The organism is Streptomyces sp. NPDC006655, from assembly GCF_040703965.1.
Lineage (GTDB): Bacteria > Actinomycetota > Actinomycetes > Streptomycetales > Streptomycetaceae > Streptomyces.
On the sequence record NZ_JBEYJU010000060.1, the window covers coordinates 37,021 to 54,747 of the forward strand.

General features: G+C 69.3%; 9 protein-coding genes, 1 tRNA gene and 1 rRNA gene. 1 reads left to right on the top strand and 10 read right to left on the bottom strand.

Annotation, left to right across the window (positions count from 1 at the left end; translation table 11 throughout):
* Positions 1 to 37: 37 nt before the first annotated feature.
* The 7 genes from AB0958_RS29410 to AB0958_RS29440 all read right to left on the bottom strand — a co-directional run bounded on the left by AB0958_RS29410 (position 38) and on the right by AB0958_RS29440 (position 13,329).
* Complete coding sequence (locus AB0958_RS29410) at positions 38 to 583, bottom strand: CinA family protein (RefSeq protein WP_366893506.1); 546 nt, start codon at positions 581 to 583, stop codon at positions 38 to 40.
* Positions 580 to 1,359, bottom strand: coding sequence for a CDP-diacylglycerol--glycerol-3-phosphate 3-phosphatidyltransferase (gene pgsA / locus AB0958_RS29415; RefSeq protein ID WP_366893507.1), 780 nt, complete (start codon positions 1,357 to 1,359; stop codon positions 580 to 582). Before pgsA ends, AB0958_RS29410 begins: the two co-directional genes overlap by 4 nt.
* The gene (rimO, locus tag AB0958_RS29420) at positions 1,356 to 2,828 is read right to left on the bottom strand and encodes a 30S ribosomal protein S12 methylthiotransferase RimO (RefSeq protein ID WP_366893508.1); all 1,473 of its coding nucleotides are present in this window, start codon (positions 2,826 to 2,828) and stop codon (positions 1,356 to 1,358) included. Before rimO ends, pgsA begins: the two co-directional genes overlap by 4 nt.
* Before the next feature lie 92 nt (positions 2,829 to 2,920).
* A complete protein-coding gene (locus tag AB0958_RS29425) occupies positions 2,921 to 3,760 on the bottom strand; it encodes a RodZ domain-containing protein (RefSeq protein WP_366893509.1) in 840 nt (279 codons plus the stop codon).
* Positions 3,761 to 4,036: 276 nt separating this feature from the next.
* The gene (locus tag AB0958_RS29430; protein ID WP_366893510.1) at positions 4,037 to 6,787 is read right to left on the bottom strand and encodes a DNA translocase FtsK; all 2,751 of its coding nucleotides are present in this window, start codon (positions 6,785 to 6,787) and stop codon (positions 4,037 to 4,039) included.
* 124 nt (positions 6,788 to 6,911) lie between these two features.
* Positions 6,912 to 7,595 (bottom strand): response regulator, encoded by a 684-nt coding sequence (locus AB0958_RS29435; RefSeq protein ID WP_366893511.1) that lies wholly within the window; start codon positions 7,593 to 7,595, stop codon positions 6,912 to 6,914.
* A 274-nt stretch (positions 7,596 to 7,869) separates the two neighbouring features.
* Positions 7,870 to 13,329 carry a HAMP domain-containing protein gene (locus AB0958_RS29440; protein WP_366893512.1) on the bottom strand — a complete coding sequence of 1,820 codons (5,460 nt, stop codon included), beginning with the start codon at positions 13,327 to 13,329 and terminating at the stop codon, positions 7,870 to 7,872.
* Positions 13,330 to 13,710: 381 nt separating this feature from the next.
* Between AB0958_RS29440 and AB0958_RS29445 the strand changes: the two genes are divergently transcribed.
* Positions 13,711 to 16,467, top strand: a complete 2,757-nt coding sequence (locus AB0958_RS29445) for a SpoIIE family protein phosphatase (protein ID WP_366893513.1) — start codon at positions 13,711 to 13,713, stop codon at positions 16,465 to 16,467.
* 61 nt (positions 16,468 to 16,528) lie between these two features.
* Here the strand turns inward: AB0958_RS29445 and AB0958_RS29450 are convergent.
* The 3 genes from AB0958_RS29450 to rrf all read right to left on the bottom strand — a co-directional run bounded on the left by AB0958_RS29450 (position 16,529) and on the right by rrf (position 17,570).
* Positions 16,529 to 16,601, bottom strand: a tRNA-Thr gene (locus tag AB0958_RS29450).
* 76 nt (positions 16,602 to 16,677) lie between these two features.
* Positions 16,678 to 17,340, bottom strand: a complete 663-nt coding sequence (locus AB0958_RS29455) for a DegT/DnrJ/EryC1/StrS family aminotransferase (protein ID WP_366893515.1) — start codon at positions 17,338 to 17,340, stop codon at positions 16,678 to 16,680.
* A 113-nt stretch (positions 17,341 to 17,453) separates the two neighbouring features.
* Positions 17,454 to 17,570, bottom strand: a 5S ribosomal RNA gene (gene rrf / locus AB0958_RS29460).
* Positions 17,571 to 17,727: the final 157 nt, after the last annotated feature.

A 17,727-nucleotide genomic window follows, 5' to 3' on the forward strand; every position in this document is an offset into this window, starting at 1 on the left:
CGGGGAGCGATGTCGTGTTCACTCAGGGCTGCAAACATCAAAACCCCCCGTTCTGTTCCGTATCCTGTGTCCGCTCATTCCCGGTCTGTTCGTTCGCAAGCTCCTTCAGGAGCAGCGCGAGTACGCTCCGTACACTCTCTCTACGAATTTCCGCACGGTCGCCGTTCAACCGCAGGGCCGCCACTTTTCCGCCGCCGGCAGAACCGGAATGCGCCGCGAAGGGGCCGTCGACGGCCACGAACACGGTGCCCACAGGGCGGCCGTCCTGCGGTTCGGGTCCGGCGACGCCGGTGGTCGCGAGACCCCAGTCGGCACCGAGCGCCTTGCGTACCCCGGCGGCCATCTGGGCCGCGACCTGCGGATCCACCGCTCCGCGCTGGGCCAGCAGGGTGGCGTCGACACCGAGCAGCTCGTGCTTCAGCTCGGTGGCATAGGCGGTGACGGAACCCCGGAACGCCTTGGAGGCCCCCGGGACCGTGGTGATCTCGGCCGCGACCAGTCCACCGGTCAGCGACTCGGCCACAGCCAGGCTCTGGCCTCTCACCGTCAGTAGTCGCACCAGTTCGGCGGCCGTGGAATTCACGCTTCCGTCTCCTCCGAGGCCGTTGTCCGCTCGGCGATCCCCTGCCGCCGCAGCACAATGGCCTGTCTCACATAGTCGAGGCCCGTGACGACCGTCAGGACGACGGCCACTGCCATCACCCAGAACCTCAGGGTCGCCAGCCATCCCGTCAGTGCCAGCACGTACATCCCGACGGCCACGCCCTGGGTGAGGGTCTTGAGCTTGCCGCCGCGACTGGCCGGGATCACGCCGTAGCGGATGACGACGAAACGCATGAGCGTGATGCCGAGTTCCCGGGCCAGGATCACGATCGTCACCCACCAGGGCAGGTCGCCCAGCGCGGACAGGCAGACCAGCGCCGCTCCCATGATCGCCTTGTCGGCGATGGGGTCGGCGATCTTGCCGAAGTCGGTGACCAGGTTGTAGGTACGGGCCAGGTGGCCGTCGAACAGGTCGGTGATCATGGCGATGGCGAAGGCCGCCCAGGCGAGCGAGCGCCATGCCGGGTCGTATCCGCCGTCGGCGAGCATCAGCGCGACGAAGCCGGGCACCAGGACCAGCCGCAGCATGGTCAGCAGGTTGGCGACGTTCCACACGCTGGCCTGGTTGACGGCGGCGGCCGTGATCTTCCCGCCGCGCGGCGGCTTCTCCCCGTTCTGCGAGTCGCGCTGCGCGCCGCTCTGCGCGACGTCCTGGGCACTGCCCTGGGCGGAGGTGGGACCGGAGGTGGCGGCGGAGCCCGCGGCGCCGTGCGCGCCGGAGGGACCGCCCGCGGCGGACGCCGGGACTCCGGTCATCTGCCGTCCTCCTCGCTCCACTCGGCCGAGCCCCGCAACGGCTCGGCCACCAGGTCGACACCTTCCGTACCGACCACCTTGGCCTCGACCATACGACCGGGACGCAGTCCCTCGCCGCTCGTGAGCAGCACCTGTCCGTCGGTCTCGGGCGCCTGGTGGGCCGCCCGGCCGTACACGCCGTCCTCCTCGTCCACGGACTCCACGAGGACGTGCAGGGTCTCGCCGACGCGCTCCTCGGAGCGCTGCGAGACGAGTTCCTCGGCGAGCTGGGAGATGTGCGCGAGGCGCTCGGCGACGACGTCCTCGTCGAGCTTGTTCTCGTAGGTGGCCGCCTCGGTGCCCTCCTCGTCGGAGTAGCCGAAGACACCGATGGCGTCCAGCCGGGCGCCGTTCAGGAAGCGCTCCAGCTCGGCCAGGTCGGACTCGGACTCACCGGGGAAGCCGACGATGAAGTTGGAGCGGACACCGGCCTGCGGGGCCTTGCCGCGGATGGTGTCGAGCAGTTCCAGGAAGCGGTCGGTGTCGCCGAAGCGCCGCATGGCCCGCAGCACGCCGGGGGCGGAGTGCTGGAAGGACAGGTCGAAGTAGGGGGCGACCCTCGGGGTGGAGGTCAGCACGTCGATCAGGCCGGGGCGCATCTCGGCGGGCTGGAGGTAGCTGACGCGCACCCGCTCGATGCCGTCGACCTCGGCCAGCTCGGGCAGCAGGGACTCCAGGAGACGGATGTCGCCGAGGTCCTTGCCGTAGGAGGTGTTGTTCTCGGAGACCAGCATGACCTCCTTGACGCCCTGCTCGGCCAGCCACCGGGTCTCGTTCAGCACGTCGCTGGGGCGGCGCGAGATGAAGGAGCCCCGGAAGGACGGGATGGCGCAGAAGGAGCAGCGCCGGTCGCAGCCGGAGGCGAGCTTCACGGAGGCGACCGGGGAGCCGTCCAGGCGCCGGCGCAGGGGCGCACGCGGCCCGGAGGCGGGCGCGATGCCCTCCGGGAGGTCGGCAGGCGCGTGTCCCGGCAGTGCCACCGAGGCGGCCGAGTCCTGTCGCTCGGCCGGGCTGATGGGCAGCAGCTTGCGTCGGTCGCGCGGAGTGTGGGCGGCGTGGATGCCACCGCTGAGGATCGTCTGCAGCCGGTCGGAGATGTCGGCGTAGTCGTCGAAGCCGAGCACGCCGTCGGCCTCGGGCAGCGCCTCGGCGAGTTCCTTGCCGTACCGCTCGGCCATGCAGCCCACCGCCACGACGGCCTGGGTTCTGCCGTGGCCCTTGAGGTCGTTGGCCTCCAGGAGGGCGTCCACGGAGTCCTTCTTGGCGGCCTCGACGAAGCCACAGGTGTTGACGACGGCGACGTCGGCGTCCGACGCGTCCTCGACGAGGTGCCAGCCGTCCGCCTCCAAACGGCCTGCGAGCTCCTCCGAGTCCACCTCGTTACGGGCGCAGCCGAGAGTGACAAGTGCGACGGTACGGCGTTCAGGCATGGGCTCAAGACTACTTTGTCTCACCGACAGCCCACGTCGAAGGGGCTGGCCGATCATGGCCAACCCCTTGGGTTCGTGCTCGATCCGAACGCTTATCCGACTTCCGGGTCGCCCTTGGTGTACGTCAGGCGCTCCACGGCGCCCGGCTGGAACTGGTCCTCGATCTTCTTGCCGTTGACGTAGAGCTGGATGGCTCCGGCGTCGCCGAGGATCAGGTTGATCTTGGAGCTGTCCTGGAAGGTCTTGGAGTCGCCCTTCTTGAGGAGCCCGTCGAAGAGCATCCGGCCGTTGTGATCCTTGGCCGAGATCCAGCTGCGTCCGTTGGCCGCGCTGACCTGGACGGTGACCTTGTCCTGGGGCGCGGCGGCGATCGCGCTGTCGGAGGGCTCGGGGGCCCTGCCGGGCTTGCTCTCCTTCGGGGTGGGCGAGGCCGGCTTGCTGGTCGACGGGGTGGCCCCCTCGGCGACCGACTGCTTGGCGTCGTCGCCACCACCCTTGAAGGCGGTGAAGCCGACGAAACCGATCACGACGACGATCGCGGCGACCATGGCCGCCGTCCAGTTGGGTCCGCGCCGCTCGGGCCGGATGCGTTCCGCCTCGAACAGCGGTGCGGCGGGCGTCGGCGCGGGCCGCCCACCACCGTGCTCGGCCGCGAACTGCTCGAGCAGCGGCTCGGGGTCGAGACCGACGGCCCTGGCCAGGGTCCGGATGTGCCCGCGGGCGTAGACGTCGCCGCCGCAGGGGGCGAAGTCGTCGGCCTCGATGGCGTGCACGATGGCGATCCGGACCCGGGTCCTCCCGCTGATGTCGTCGACGGTCAGCCCGGCGGCGATGCGGGCCTGCTTGAGGGCTCGGCCTACGGAGGGGCGGTCTTCCTCGGACACGTCTGGGAACGGACGCTCGTCTTCAGGGGAGTTGCTGCCGATGGACACGGGGGCGCCTTTCGAGCGTTTAGCCGCCTGTGCTGGAGGTTCAGTCTAGGGGGGGTACGAAAGGGTGAGGCAACCGGACGATACGACTTTCTACGCCATCGGTATGGCCGGACACCCCGATGACAGGTCAGGTGTGCGCCCCAAGATGGAGTACACACCTTTCCTCTCGCTCAACTTGACGTACGTCAAAGGGAAACGGTTGCCCGACGATCTCTAACGGGTGGATCACGACATGCCTCCACCCGGCCTACAGGCGCCCGTGCCCCTGAGACAGACCTACCCTTCAGACTCCCCACGGATCACGGCGAGCACTCCGTCCAGCTCATCGGGTTTCACAAGAACATCACGTGCCTTGGACCCCTCGCTGGGCCCGACGACCCCGCGCGACTCCATGAGGTCCATGAGCCGGCCGGCCTTGGCGAAACCGACGCGCAGCTTGCGCTGGAGCATGGACGTCGAGCCGAACTGCGTGGAGACGACCAGCTCGGCCGCCTGGCACAGCAGGTCGAGGTCGTCGCCGATGTCCTCGTCGATCTCCTTCTTCTGCTTGGTACCCACCGTGACGTCGTCCCGGAAGACGGGCGCCATCTGGTCCTTGCAGTGCTGGACGATCGCCGCGACCTCCTCCTCGGTGACGAACGCGCCCTGCATACGGGTCGGCTTGTTCGCCCCCATCGGCAGGAAGAGCCCGTCGCCCTTGCCGATCAGCTTCTCCGCGCCGGGCTGGTCGAGGATGACCCGGCTGTCGGCGAGCGAGGAGGTGGCGAAGGCGAGCCGGGAGGGCACGTTCGCCTTGATCAGACCGGTGACGACGTCGACCGACGGGCGCTGGGTGGCGAGCACCAGGTGGATACCGGCGGCCCGCGCGAGCTGCGTGATGCGCACGATGGCGTCCTCGACGTCACGCGGGGCGACCATCATCAGGTCGGCCAGCTCGTCGACGATCACCAGCAGGTACGGGTACGGGCTGAGCTCCCGCTCGCTGCCCTCGGGCAGCTTCACCTTGCCCTCGCGGATCGCCTTGTTGAAGTCGTCGATGTGCCGGAACCCGAACGCGGCCAGGTCGTCGTAGCGCAGGTCCATCTCGCGCACCACCCACTGGAGCGCCTCGGCGGCCCGCTTGGGGTTGGTGATGATCGGCGTGATGAGGTGCGGGATGCCCTCGTAGGCGGTCAGCTCGACGCGCTTGGGGTCGACGAGGACCATCCGCACGTCCTCCGGGGTGGCCCGCATCATGACCGAGGTGATCAGGCAGTTGATGCAGGACGACTTGCCGGAGCCGGTGGCGCCCGCGACCAGCATGTGCGGCATCTTCGCCAGCGAGTGCATGACGTAGCCGCCCTCGACGTCCTTGCCGAAGGCGACCAGCATCGGGTCGTCGTCCTCGGCGGACTCGGCGAGCCGCAGCACGTCACCGAGGTTGACCATCTCCCGGTCGGTGTTGGGGATCTCGATGCCGACCGCGGACTTGCCGGGGATCGGGCTGATGATCCGCACGTCCGGGCTGGCGACGGCGTACGCGATGTTCTTGGTGAGCGCCGTGATCCGCTCGACCTTCACGGCGGGGCCGAGTTCCACCTCGTACCGGGTGACCGTCGGTCCGCGGGTGAAGCCGGTGACGCGCGCGTCGACCTTGAACTCCGAGAAGACGGTGGTGAGGGAGGCGACGACGGCGTCGTTGGCCGCGCTGCGGGCCTTGCCGGGGCCGCCGCGGGTGAGCAGGTCCAGCGAGGGCAGCGCGTAGGTGATGTCGCCGGAGAGCTGGAGCTGCTCGGCGCGCGGGGGCAGGTCGCGGGGTTCCTCGGGGGCCGGCTTCGTCAGGTCCGCGACGACCGGTTCGCCCGTGAGCTTCTCCTGCTTGGGCCGCGCCGCCGGGACCGGGTTGGGGACCGGCACGGGTACGGGCGTGGGCGCGGGCGTGGTCTCCTCGCGGTCGCCGGCGCCGACGCCCTGGGTGAGGTCGGCGACGAGCGGCGAGGGCGGCATGCCGTGCAGGACCGCGCCGTCGAGCGCGGCGGCGGCCGCCGCCGCGACGTCCACCGCGTCCAGCCGGCGGCCCATGTCGGGCTGCGGCACCGCGGAGCGCCTCGGGCGGCCCCGGCGCTTGCTGAGCGCCTCCTGCTCGGCGGTGTCGGGGTCGTACTCCGCCGGGGCGCCGGCGCGCTTGCGGGGGCGCGCGGGCAACGCCTCGCGCCACTGGTCGTCGTAGCGCTCGTCGTCCTCGGTGTACTCGGGGTAGTCGTACGGTTCGGGGTCGTGCAGCAGACCGAGGCGCACGCCCAGCGCACGCAGCCGCTGCGGGATCGCGTTCACCGGGGTCGCCGTGACGACCAGCAGCCCGAAGACCGTGAGCAGCACCAGCAGGGGCACGGCGAGGACCTCGGTCATGGTGTACGTCAGCGGGGTCGCCGCCGCCCAGCCGATGAGGCCGCCGGCATCCCTTATGCCCTGCATGCCGTCGCTGCGGGCGGGTGAGCCGCAGGCGATGTGGACCTGCCCGAGCACGCCGACGACCAGCGCGGACAGCCCGATCACGATCCGGCCGTTGGCCTCCGGCTGCTCGGGGTGGCGCATGAACCGTACGGCGATCACCGCGAGCAGTATCGGCACCAGCAGGTCGAGGCGCCCGAAGGCGCCGGTGACGAGGATCTCCACCAGGTCGCCGACCGGGCCGCGCAGGTCCGCCCAGGTGCCGGCGGCGACGATCAGGGCGAGGGCGAGCAGCAGCAGGGCGACACCGTCCTTGCGGTGGGCCGGGTCCAGGTTCCTAGCTCCCTGTCCTATGCCGCGGAACACGGCGCCGACGGCGTGCGCGAGGCCGAGCCAGAGGGCGCGCACCAGGCGGACGACGCCTCCGGTGGGGCTGGGCGCCGGCCTGGGCGGTGGGGCGGACTTCTTCGCCGCGGTCCTCTTGGCTGGCGCCTTCTTGGCCGGGGCCTTCTTCGCGGCGGCCCTCTTCACCGGAGCCTTCGAGGGAGCGGCCTTCTTCGCGGGCTGCTTCTTGGCTGCCGAGGGACGTGAGGCCATGGGTGTGAGGTTACCGGGGGATGCGACGGGGGACACGTGTGCCCACTGCTTCACCCGTTCGTGTCGCCCTTGCCGGGGCACGGAACTGACGCAGGCTCATGGGCAACTGTGTCCGCCGCCGCGGTCAGTTCTGCGCGGGGAGCGGTGCGCCACCGCCGCCCGTACCCGGTTCGAGGGCGTCGAGCGCCCGCCGCAGGCCGGTGAGTTTGCGCTCCAGATGGGCAGCCGTGGCCACCGCGGCCGCGTCCGCCGACTCGTCGTCCAGCTGCTTGGACAGCGCCTCGGCCTGCTCCTCGACGGCGGCGAGCCGCGCCGACAGCTCGGCGAGCAGCCCCGCGGACTCCTTGCCGGCCACCGCGTCGCCCTTGCCACCGCCCTCCAACTGCAGCCGCAGCAGCGCCGCCTGCTCGCGGAGCTGGCAGTTCTTCATGTACAGCTCGACGAAGACCGAGACCTTGGCGCGCAGCACCCACGGGTCGAAGGGCTTGGAGATGTAGTCGACCGCGCCCGCCGCATAGCCCCGGAAGGTGTGGTGGGGGCCGTGGTTGATGGCGGTGAGGAAGATGATCGGGATGTCCCGGGTCCGCTCCCGCCGCTTGATGTGCGCCGCGGTCTCAAAACCGTCCATGCCCGGCATCTGGACGTCCAGCAGAATGACCGCGAAGTCGTCCGTGAGCAGTGCCTTGAGCGCTTCCTCCCCGGACGATGCCCGCACCAGTGTCTGATCGAGCGCAGAGAGGATGGCCTCCAGCGCCAGCAGATTCTCCGGCCGGTCATCGACCAGGAGGATCTTGGCCTTCTGCACCATGGCCCGCCCTCCTCGCCCCGGATGTGCACCGGGCGCCGCCCCAGGGGACGACTCCGTTTCGCCGCCCGTCCTTGTGCCGGTCATGGTAGCCGCACCCCGCCCGTCGCCACACCCTGTCACCGCGATGTCACTGTGCACGTAGCAGAAACGCAGCCGGAGACCAGAAGGTTCCCCCAATCCCGCACTTCTACACGGGTTCGGCCACCGTGAGTCAACAACTTCCCGCGCTCACGGAAGGTTCCCACACCGTTCACCTCACACCTGATCGTTTCGGTCACTCCCCGCGCATCCACTGCTCCATCACCGCCAGAAGATGATCAGGATCGACCGGCTTGGTGACGTAGTCGGAGGCACCCGACTCGATCGCCTTCTCCCGGTCGCCCTTCATCGCCTTCGCGGTGAGCGCGATGATCGGCAGCCCGGCGAACTGCGGCATCCGGCGGATCGCGTTGGTCGTCGCATAGCCGTCCATCTCCGGCATCATGATGTCCATCAGCACGACCGCCACGTCCTCGTGCTGTTCCAGCACCTCGATGCCCTCCCGGCCGTTCTCGGCGTACAGCACCGACAGTCCGTGCTGCTCCAGGACGCTGGTGAGCGCGAAGACGTTGCGGATGTCGTCGTCGACGATCAGCACCTTCTCCCCGCCGAACCGCACCCCCTGGCGCGGCTGCGGGGCCGCCACCTCCTGCTCGGCCAGCACCGGCCAGGTCTCGGGCACCTGGGGAGCACCCCGGCGCCGCCGCCGGAAGAGCGCGGCGGCACCGTTCTGGGTCTCCTGGTACGACTTCACCTCGGCCGGCGTCTCGATCTCCACCCCCGACAGCTCCGAGCTGCGGTTCTGCGAGGCCACCAGGTCCCCGGCCTCCAGCGCGGGCACGGACTGCTGGTAGCCCTGCGGCGGCAGCTCACTCGGGTGCAGCGGCAGGTACAGCGTGAACGTCGAACCACGGCCCGGCTCGCTCTGCGCGTGGATCTCACCACCGAGCAGCTGCGCGATCTCCCGCGAGATCGACAGCCCCAGGCCCGTACCCCCGTACTTGCGGCTCGTCGTGCCGTCGGCCTGCTTGAACGCCTCGAAGATCACACGCATCTTGCTGGCCGCGATGCCGATGCCGGTGTCGGTCACCGAGAACGCGATCAGCGGTGCCTCCGGATCGCTGAGCGAACCGGCCTCCAGAAGCTGTTCCCGGATCCCCACCGGCACCTCGCCGCTCGCCGGCCGGATCACCAGCTCCACCGAACCGGAGTCGGTGAACTTCACCGCGTTGGACAGCAGGTTGCGCAGCACCTGGAGGAGCCGCTGCTCGTCGGTGTGCAAGGTGGCGGGGAGCTCCGGCGAGACCCGCACCGACAGGTCCAGGCCCTTCTCCGCGGTCAGCGGCCGGAAGGTCGCCTCCACGTAGTCCACGAGCTGGACGAGCGCGATACGCGTCGGCGAGACGTCCATCTTGCCCGCCTCCACCTTCGACAGGTCGAGGATGTCGTTGATCAGCTGCAGCAGGTCGGAACCGGCGCCGTGGATGGTCTCGGCGAACTCCACCTGCTTCGGCGACAGATTGCCCTCGGCGTTGTCTGCGAGCAGCTTGGCCAGGATCAGCAGCGAGTTGAGCGGGGTGCGCAGCTCGTGCGACATGTTGGCGAGGAACTCGCTCTTGTAGCGCATGGAGACCGCCAGTTGCTCGGCACGCTCCTCCAGGACCTGCCGGGCCTCCTCGATCTCGGTGTTCTTCACCTCGATGTCCCGGTTCTGCTGGGCCAGCAGCTCCGCCTTCTCCTCCAGTTCGGCGTTGGACGCCTGCAGGGCCTTCTGCCGGTTCTCCAACTCCGCCGACCGCTCCTGAAGTTGCTCGGTCAGCTCCTGCGACTGCTTCAGCAGCACCTCGGTCTTGGTGTTCACCGAGATGGTGTTGACGCTGGTCGCGATCATCTCGGCGATCTGGTTCAGGAAGTCCTTCTGGATCTGCGTGAACGGCGTGAACGAGGCCAGCTCGATCACGCCGAGCACCTTGCCCTCGAACAGCACCGGAAGCACGATCACCTGCGCCGGCGGAGCCTCGCCCAGCCCCGAGGAGATCTTCAGATAACCGGTCGGCGCCTTCTCCACCAGGATCGTGCGCTTCTCGTGGGCGGCCGTGCCGATCAGCGCCTCACCCGGCCGGAACGACGTCGGCATGGAGCCCATCGAGTAACCGTACGAACCCAGCATCCGCAGCTCGTACGCCTCCTCGCTCTCCGCGCTCAGGTCCTTGCCGTCGACCAGCGGCATCGCCAGGAAGAACGCGCCGTGCTGCGCGGAGACCACCGGCGTCAGCTCGCTCATGATGAGCGCGGCCACGTCCGCCAGGTCCCGGCGGCCCTGCATCAGCGCGGAGATACGCGCCAGGTTGCCCTTGAGCCAGTCCTGCTCCTCGTTGGCGATCGTGGTGTCCCGCAGGTTCGCGATCATCTTGTTGATGTAGTCCTGCAATTGCAGGATCTCGCCGGAGGCGTCCACGTCGATCTTCAGGTTCAGATCGCCACGGGTCACCGCGGTCGCCACCCGCATGATGGCGCGCACCTGCCGGGTCAGGTTCCCGGCCATCTCGTTCACGGACTCGGTGAGGTCGCGCCAGGTGCCGTCCACGTCACGCACGCGTGCCTGACCGCCCAGCTCCCCTTCGGTGCCCACCTCGCGGGCCACCCGGGTGACCTCCTCGGCGAAGCTGGACAGCTGGTCGACCATCGTGTTGATCGTCGTCTTCAGTTCGAGGATCTCACCGCGCGCATCGATGTCGATCTTCTTGGTCAGGTCGCCCTTGGCGATGGCCGTCGTCACCATCGCGATGTTGCGCACCTGCCCGGTCAGGTTGGACGCCATCTGGTTCACCGACTCGGTGAGGTCCTTCCACGTACCCGCCACACCCGGTACGTGCGCCTGACCACCCAGGATGCCGTCCGTACCCACCTCACGGGCCACCTTGGTGACCTGGTCGGCGAACGAACTCAGCGTCTTCACCATCTGGTTGATGGTGTCGGCGAGCTGCGCCACCTCACCGCTCGCCTCGATGGTCACCTGCCGCGTCAGGTCACCGTTGGCGACCGCCGCCGAGACCTGGGAGATGTTCCGCACCTGCATGGTCAGGTTGTTGGCCATCAGGTTCACGTTGTCGCTGAGGTCCTTCCAGATGCCCGTGACACCCGGAACGCGCGCCTGACCACCCAGGATGCCCTCGGTACCCACCTCACGGGCCACCCGGGTCACCTGCTCGGCGAAGCTGGACAGCTGGTCCACCATCGTGTTGACCGTCGTGACGAGCTCGAGGATCTCGCCCTTCGCGTCAACAGTGATCTTCTTCGACAGGTCGCCCTTCGCGACCGCCGTCGTGACCTCGGCGATGTTGCGCACCTGGCTGGTCAGGTTGTTCGCCATGAAGTTCACGGACTGGGTGAGGTCCTTCCAGGTGCCCGCCACCCCCTGCACCTCGGCCTGACCGCCCAGGATGCCCTCGGTGCCCACCTCGCGCGCCACGCGCGTGACCTCCTGGGCGAACGACGACAGCTGGTCCACCATCGTGTTCAGGGTGTTCTTCAGCTCCTGGATCTCACCGCGCGCGTCCACGGTGATCTTCTGGGAGAGGTCACCCCGGGCCACCGCAGTCGCCACCTGCGCGATGTTGCGGACCTGCGCCGTCAGGTTGCCGGCCATGCCGTTCACGGAATCCGTCAGGTCCCGCCACACCCCGGCCACACCCGGCACCTGCGCCTGCCCGCCGAGGCGACCCTCCGTACCCACCTCACGGGCCACCTTCGTGACCTGATCCGCGAAGGCCGACAGTTGATCAACCATCGTGTTGATCGTGTTCTTCAGCTCGAGGATCTCACCGCGCGCGTCGACGTCGATCTTCTGGGACAGGTCGCCCCGCGCCACCGCCGTCGTCACCTGGGCGATCTGCCGCACCTGCGAGGTGAGGTTGCCCGCCATGAAGTTGACGGAGTCCGTGAGTTCCTTCCAGGTGCCCGAGACACCGTCCACCCGGGCCTGCCCTCCCAGCCGGCCCTCCGTGCCCACGTCCCTGGCCATCCGCGTCACCTGGTCGGCGAAGCTCGACAGCTGGTCCACCATCGTGTTCACGGTGTTCTTCAGCTTCAGCATCTCGCCCGAGACGTCGACCGTGACCTTCTGCGAGAGGTCGCCGTTGGCCACCGCCGTCGTCACCTGGGCGATGTTGCGCACCTGACCGGTCAGGTTGCGGAACGCCGTGTTGACGGAGTCCGTCAGGTCCTTCCAGGTACCCGCCGCCCCCGGCACCTGCGCCTGACCGCCCAGCTCACCCTCGACACCGACCTCCCGGGCCACCCGGGTGACCTCGGCACCGAACGACGACAGTTGATCAACCATGCCGTTGACGGTGTTCTTGAGCTCCAGCATCTCGCCGGCCACATCCACGGTGACCTTCTGCGACAGGTCACCGTTGGCCACCGCCGTCGTCACCGCGGCGATGTCACGCACCTGGGTGGTCAGATTCCTGAAGACCGTGTTGACGGAATCCGTCAGGTCCTTCCAGGTACCCGCCGCCCCCGGCACGTTCGCCTGCCCGCCGAGCCGCCCCTCGCCACCGACCTCGTTGGCCACCCGCGTGACCTCGTCCGCGAAGATCCGCAGCGTCTCGGTCATCTGGTTGATCGTCTCGGCGAGCTGCGCGACCTCACCGCGCGCCGGAACGGTCACCTTGCGCGACAGGTCACCGTTGGCGACCGCCGTGGTCACCTCCGAGATCCCACGCACCTGCGCCGTCAGGTTGCCGGCCATGGTGTTGACGGAGTCCGTGAGCTCCTTCCACGTACCCGCGACACCCGGTACGTGCGCCTGACCGCCCAGGATGCCGTCCGTACCCACCTCACGGGCGACCCGCGTCACCTCCGAGGAGAACGCCGACAGCTGGTCCACCATCGTGTTGACGGTTTCCTTCAGCTCCAGCATCTCGCCGGCCACCTGCACGGTGACCTTCCGTGACAGATCACCCTTGGCGACCGCGGTCGTCACCAGCGCGATGTCCCGCACCTGCGCCGTCAACCGGTACGCCATCGTGTTCACCGAGTCCGTCAGGTCCCGCCAGGAACCCGACATACCACGCACGCGTGCCTGCCCGCCCAGCTTGCCCTCGGTGCCCACCTCACTGGCCACCCGCGTGACCTCGTCGGTGAACGTCGACAACTGGTCGACCAGGTTGTTGACAGTGCGGCCGACCTTGAGAAACTCGCCGCGCAGCGGATGCCCGGCCCCGTCCGCCGACGGCGTCCGCAGCTCCATCCGCGGCGACAGATCGCCCTCGGCCACCGCGGTCAGGACCCGGCCCACCTCGGAGACCGGCCGCACCAGGTCGTCGACCAGGTCGTTCGAATTGTCGATCGCCGCCGCCCAGGAACCCTCACAGGCGCCCGTTTCCAGCCGCTCCGTGAGTTTTCCCTCACGTCCGACGACACGCCGTACCCGCGACAACTCACCCGTGAGGTGGAGATTGCGGTCGGCCACCTCGTTGAAGACCGCCGCGATCTCCGACATCACGCCGTCCCCGGACACCGTGAGCCGCTTGCGGAAGTTCCCGTCCCGCATGGCCACCAGAGCCACCAGCAACCGGTCCAGAGACGCCGAGTCCACCTCCGTGGTCCCGCCGCCGCCCCGCCGCCTGCTCAGGGACGGTCCGCCTTTCGCGCGCGCCTGAGTGCTCCGCGTCGCTGCGCCAGACTCCACTGTGTCCCTCCCGCAGGGGTCGACCGTTACTGCTGTGCCCGGATACCGCCATACTCGGCGTACCAGTTACTGCTGCGTATTTCTGCCAGATGCGATCCGGTCACACCAGGGGCTGCTGCCCGCCGTACACGGAACGCACTCAGGCTGACCGGACCTTCAACAGAAGCTTGCCCAGTGTTTCACCCCGACCGAACCAGGCCATAACAGTTCGGCAGCTTCGCACATCGTCCGCACACCCTTGGGGCGTAAACACGGGCGACCGGCATCCGCTCGGACGGCGAAGGTAAGTAACCTTGCATGCGGCTGTCCAGCCGCACCGGTCCGTCCGGCCTGGGCGGTGGCACGAGAACGAGCGGGCATTCGGAGGGGCGGCCGCAGACCATGACCACCGGAGTGATCCCCGGGGGACACAACCCGGAGCCACGGCCCACGGGCGAGCGCATGCCGCAGCAGCGGCACGAGCCGACCGGCCGGCAGACCCCGCACGTCGAGACCCGGACGAGGAGTTCAGTGATCACCGCGCGCGCGGCCGCCACCTTCCAGCCCGTCGGGCGATCGGTCGCGACCGCCCGGGCCTTCGTCCGCGACACCCTCCAGGGCTGGGGCTTCGCCGACATCGTCGACGACGCCGTGGTCCTCACCAGCGAACTCGTCACCAACGCCGTGGTGCACGCGGGCACCCACGCCGACGTCCTGTGCCTGCGCACCGAGGACGGCGTACGCATCGAGGTCGCCGACCGCTATCCGGAACGCGAGGTCCCGCTCCAGGGGTCCGCCGTCAACATGGGCAGCCCCGACCGGGAGGGCGGCCGCGGCCTCCAGCTCTGCGCGGCCCTCGCCGCCCGCTGGGGCGTCGAGTACACCCCCACCCACAAGAACGTCTGGTTCCAGCTCGACCTCCCCGAACGCCCCGTCGGCACCCGCGCCGCCGGCCCGTCCCTCCCCGCCGACCTGCTGCCCCTCGCCGACGGCCGGGTCCGCGTGGCGGTCGTCCAGATCGACCGCAAGGGCTCCGTGACGGCCTGGAACGAGGACGCCGAGGACATTTTCGGCCACACCGCCGCCGAGGTCACCGGAAAGCCCCTCACCGACCTCGCGGCCTGGCCGCACACCCCGGGGACCGGCACCGGCATCGCCGAGGCCCTCCAGCTCTCCCGCTGGGAGGGCAGCTACGGCATCCGCGGCGCGGACGGCCGCGTCACCCCCGTCTACGCCTCCCACCTGAGAGTCCGCGACACCGGCGGCGAACCCTCCACCGTCTGCCTGCTCGTACGGGACCACGAACGCGCCGTCCTCCAGACCCCGCTGCGCGTCCCCGCCTCCGACGCCACCGGCACCGCCGACGGCCAGAGCGCGGACCCCTTCGAGGTGTTCATCGGCTCCCCCGCGCCGGACGACCTCGACGGCCTCCTCCAGCGCACCGTGGAACGCGCCCGGGACATGCTCGACGGCGACTCCGCCTTCCTGCTCCTCGCCACCGACGACGAGACCGAACTGGAGGTCCGCGCCTCCACCGGCCTGCCCTCCGCACGCCAGCGCTTCGCGCGCGTGCCCGTCGAAGCGGGCCCCGGCCGCTACGGCTCGGCCCGCATGCCGGCCGTGCACGACGATCTGACGGCCGTACCCGGCGCCGTGCCCCTCCTGGGAGGCACCGGCATGCGTTCGGTCGTGACGGTCCCGCTGAAGGTCGAGGGCCGCCTGACGGGATCCCTGGGCGTCGCGGCGGAGGCTCCGGGCAGGTACTCCAACGAGGAGGCGCTGCGCCTCCAGTTCGCCGCCGACCGCATCGCCCTGGCCGTCGAGTCGGCCCGCCTGGGCGAGCTGGAGCGGCTGCGCCGCGGCTCGCTCAGCTTCCTGGTCGAGGCCTCCGACCTGCTCGCCGGCACCCTGGACCGCGACCAGACCCTCGCCCTGATGGCGCAGATGACGGTCCCGACCCTGGCCACCTGGTGCGCCGTCTACACGATCGCCGACCAGGCCTCCGAGCCGTACCTGTCGTACGTCCTGCACGAGGACGAGGAACTCATCGACGGCATCAAGTCGTTGCTCTCCAAGGTGCCCCCGCCGGACCCGGTGCCCACGCCCGGCGCCCGCGTCTGGACCGCCCCCGGGGAACACGCCCACCAGGCGGCCCTGCGCAGTTCCATGCGCAGCCTGGGCCTGACCGGCGGCCCCACCCGCCAGGTCTCCTCCGGCATCGGCCCCACCCTCGCCACGGCCTCCGCCGTCGGCGGCGAGACCGTCGTCCTGCCCCTGGTGGCCCGTAACCGCGTCATCGGCATGCTGACGCTCGGCAAACCCACCGACGAACACTTCCGCCAGGAGATCCTGGAACTCGCCGAGGACCTCTCCCGCCGTGCCGCCCTGGCCCTGGACAACGCCCGCCTGTACTCGGAGCGCACCGCCATCAGCCAGGCCCTCCAGCGCAGCCTGCTGCCCCCGGGGACCCCGCACATCGAGGGCATGGAGGTCGAGGTCATCTACCGCGCGGCCGGCGAGGGCAACGAGGTCGGCGGTGACTTCTACGACGTCTTCCCCATCTCCGACGGCGCGTACGGCTTCGCCATCGGCGACGTCTGCGGCACGGGCCCGAACGCGGCCGCGGTGACCGGCCTGGCCCGGCACGCCCTGCGCCTGCTGGCCCGCGAGGGCCTCAGCGGACCGGCCGTGCTGGAGCGCCTCAACTCGGCCATCCTCGACGAGGGCGACCGCAGCCGCTTCCTGACCCTCCTGTACGGCGAGATGCGCCCCCAGGAGGACGGCAGCGCCGAGATGAAGGTGGTGTGCGCCGGCCATCCGCTCCCGCTGCGACTGCGCCAGGACGGCACGGTGGAGGCCGCCGCCGAACCCCAGCCGCTCCTCGGCGTCATCGAGGACCTGGACCTTTACGAGCAGACGGTCACGCTCGACCCGGGCGACGTCCTGCTGTGCGTCACGGACGGGGTGACAGAACGCCGGGAGGGCACCCGCATGCTCGGCGACGACGGCCTAGCGGACGTGCTGACGACCTGCACGGGACTGACGGCGGGCGCGGTGGCCGCGCGCATCATGCGCGCGGTGGAGCGTTTCGCGTCGGACGCGCCCTCGGACGACATGGCCATTCTGGCGATGCGGGTCCCCGGCCTCCAGAAGGACTGAGCGGGCCGGGGAAAAGGGCATGAAAAAGGCCCCACCCGTGAGGGTGGGGCCTTTTCGACGGAGCCCCCAAACGGAATCGAACCGTTGACCTTCTCCTTACCATGGAGACGCTCTGCCGACTGAGCTATAGGGGCCTGTCGCCTTTTCGAGGTTTCCCCCGCGGCAACGGAATAGATCATACCCCGATGACGCCCGAGTTCCCAAATTCGCTCAGAAGGCAGCCTGAAGCAGTCCGCCGAGGGCGTTGCAGGCGGACACGATCCGCTGCATCTCCCGCTTCGTCAGCGAGGCGTCCACCGGCAGCGCCAGCGTCTCGTCGGCGGCCAGTTCCGTCTCCGGCAGGGACACGCACCGCCGGAACTCCGGCAGCCGGTGCACGGGCGTCTTCACCGGCACCCGGCAGTCAACTCCCTTGCCGCGCAGGGCCCGAGCGAAGGCGTCCCGGTCGGGCCTGCCGTTCCCGGGCACCCGTACGACGTACTGCTGGTAGGTGTGTCCGTCGCCACCGTCCGGGGTCCGTACCCCGCGCAACTTCGCGTCGAGGTAGCCGGCCCGCTGCCGACGCTGCGCGATCTCGTCGTACGGCGCCTCGGACTCGCCCTGCTCCAGGACCAGCAGTCCGTGCCGTTGCCCCAGCGCGTGCAACCGCGGGATGTCGGCCCACCGGCCGAATCGGTGTACGACAACGACCGCCGCCGAACGGTCCGTTATGGCCGCTTCCACCGCCGACACGTCGAGGCAGTAGGTCAGCGGATCTATGTCGGCGAACACCGGAAGCGCACCGGCCAGTGTCACGGCCTCGGCGACCTCGGCGTTCCCGAAGGCCGGCACGATGACCTCGTCGCCGACTCCGATGCCGGCGGCCCTGAGCATTGCAGCAGTACCCATGCTGGGATGCTCGGTGCGCAAAGTGAACGTCAAGTTAAGCAAAATAAAAAAGGGTTGGGCCCTGAACCGAAGTTCAGGGCCTAACCCTTTCAATGTTTGTTCGGCGGCGTCCTACTCTCCCACAGGGTCCCCCCTGCAGTACCATCGGCGCTGTGAGGCTTAGCTTCCGGGTTCGGAATGTAACCGGGCGTTTCCCTCACGCTATGACCACCGAAACACTATGAAACAGACAACCAGACCGCTAACCGATAGCGGGGCTGTTCGTGGTTTCAGAACCAACACAGTGGACGCGAGCAACTGAGGACAAGCCCTCGGCCTATTAGTACCGGTCACCTCCACCAGTTACCTGGCTTCCAGATCCGGCCTATCAAC

Excerpts from the sequence above, each read along its gene's own strand:
- pgsA (WP_366893507.1), bottom strand. The coding sequence starts at position 1,359 with ATGACCGGAGTCCCGGCGTCCGCCGCGGGCGGTCCCTCCGGCGCGCAC.
- rimO (WP_366893508.1), bottom strand. The coding sequence starts at position 2,828 with ATGCCTGAACGCCGTACCGTCGCACTTGTCACTCTCGGCTGCGCCCGT.
- AB0958_RS29430 (WP_366893510.1), bottom strand. The coding sequence starts at position 6,787 with ATGGCCTCACGTCCCTCGGCAGCCAAGAAGCAGCCCGCGAAGAAGGCC.
- AB0958_RS29435 (WP_366893511.1), bottom strand. The coding sequence starts at position 7,595 with ATGGTGCAGAAGGCCAAGATCCTCCTGGTCGATGACCGGCCGGAGAAT.
- AB0958_RS29445 (WP_366893513.1), top strand. The coding sequence starts at position 13,711 with ATGACCACCGGAGTGATCCCCGGGGGACACAACCCGGAGCCACGGCCC.
- AB0958_RS29455 (WP_366893515.1), bottom strand. The coding sequence starts at position 17,340 with ATGCTCAGGGCCGCCGGCATCGGAGTCGGCGACGAGGTCATCGTGCCG.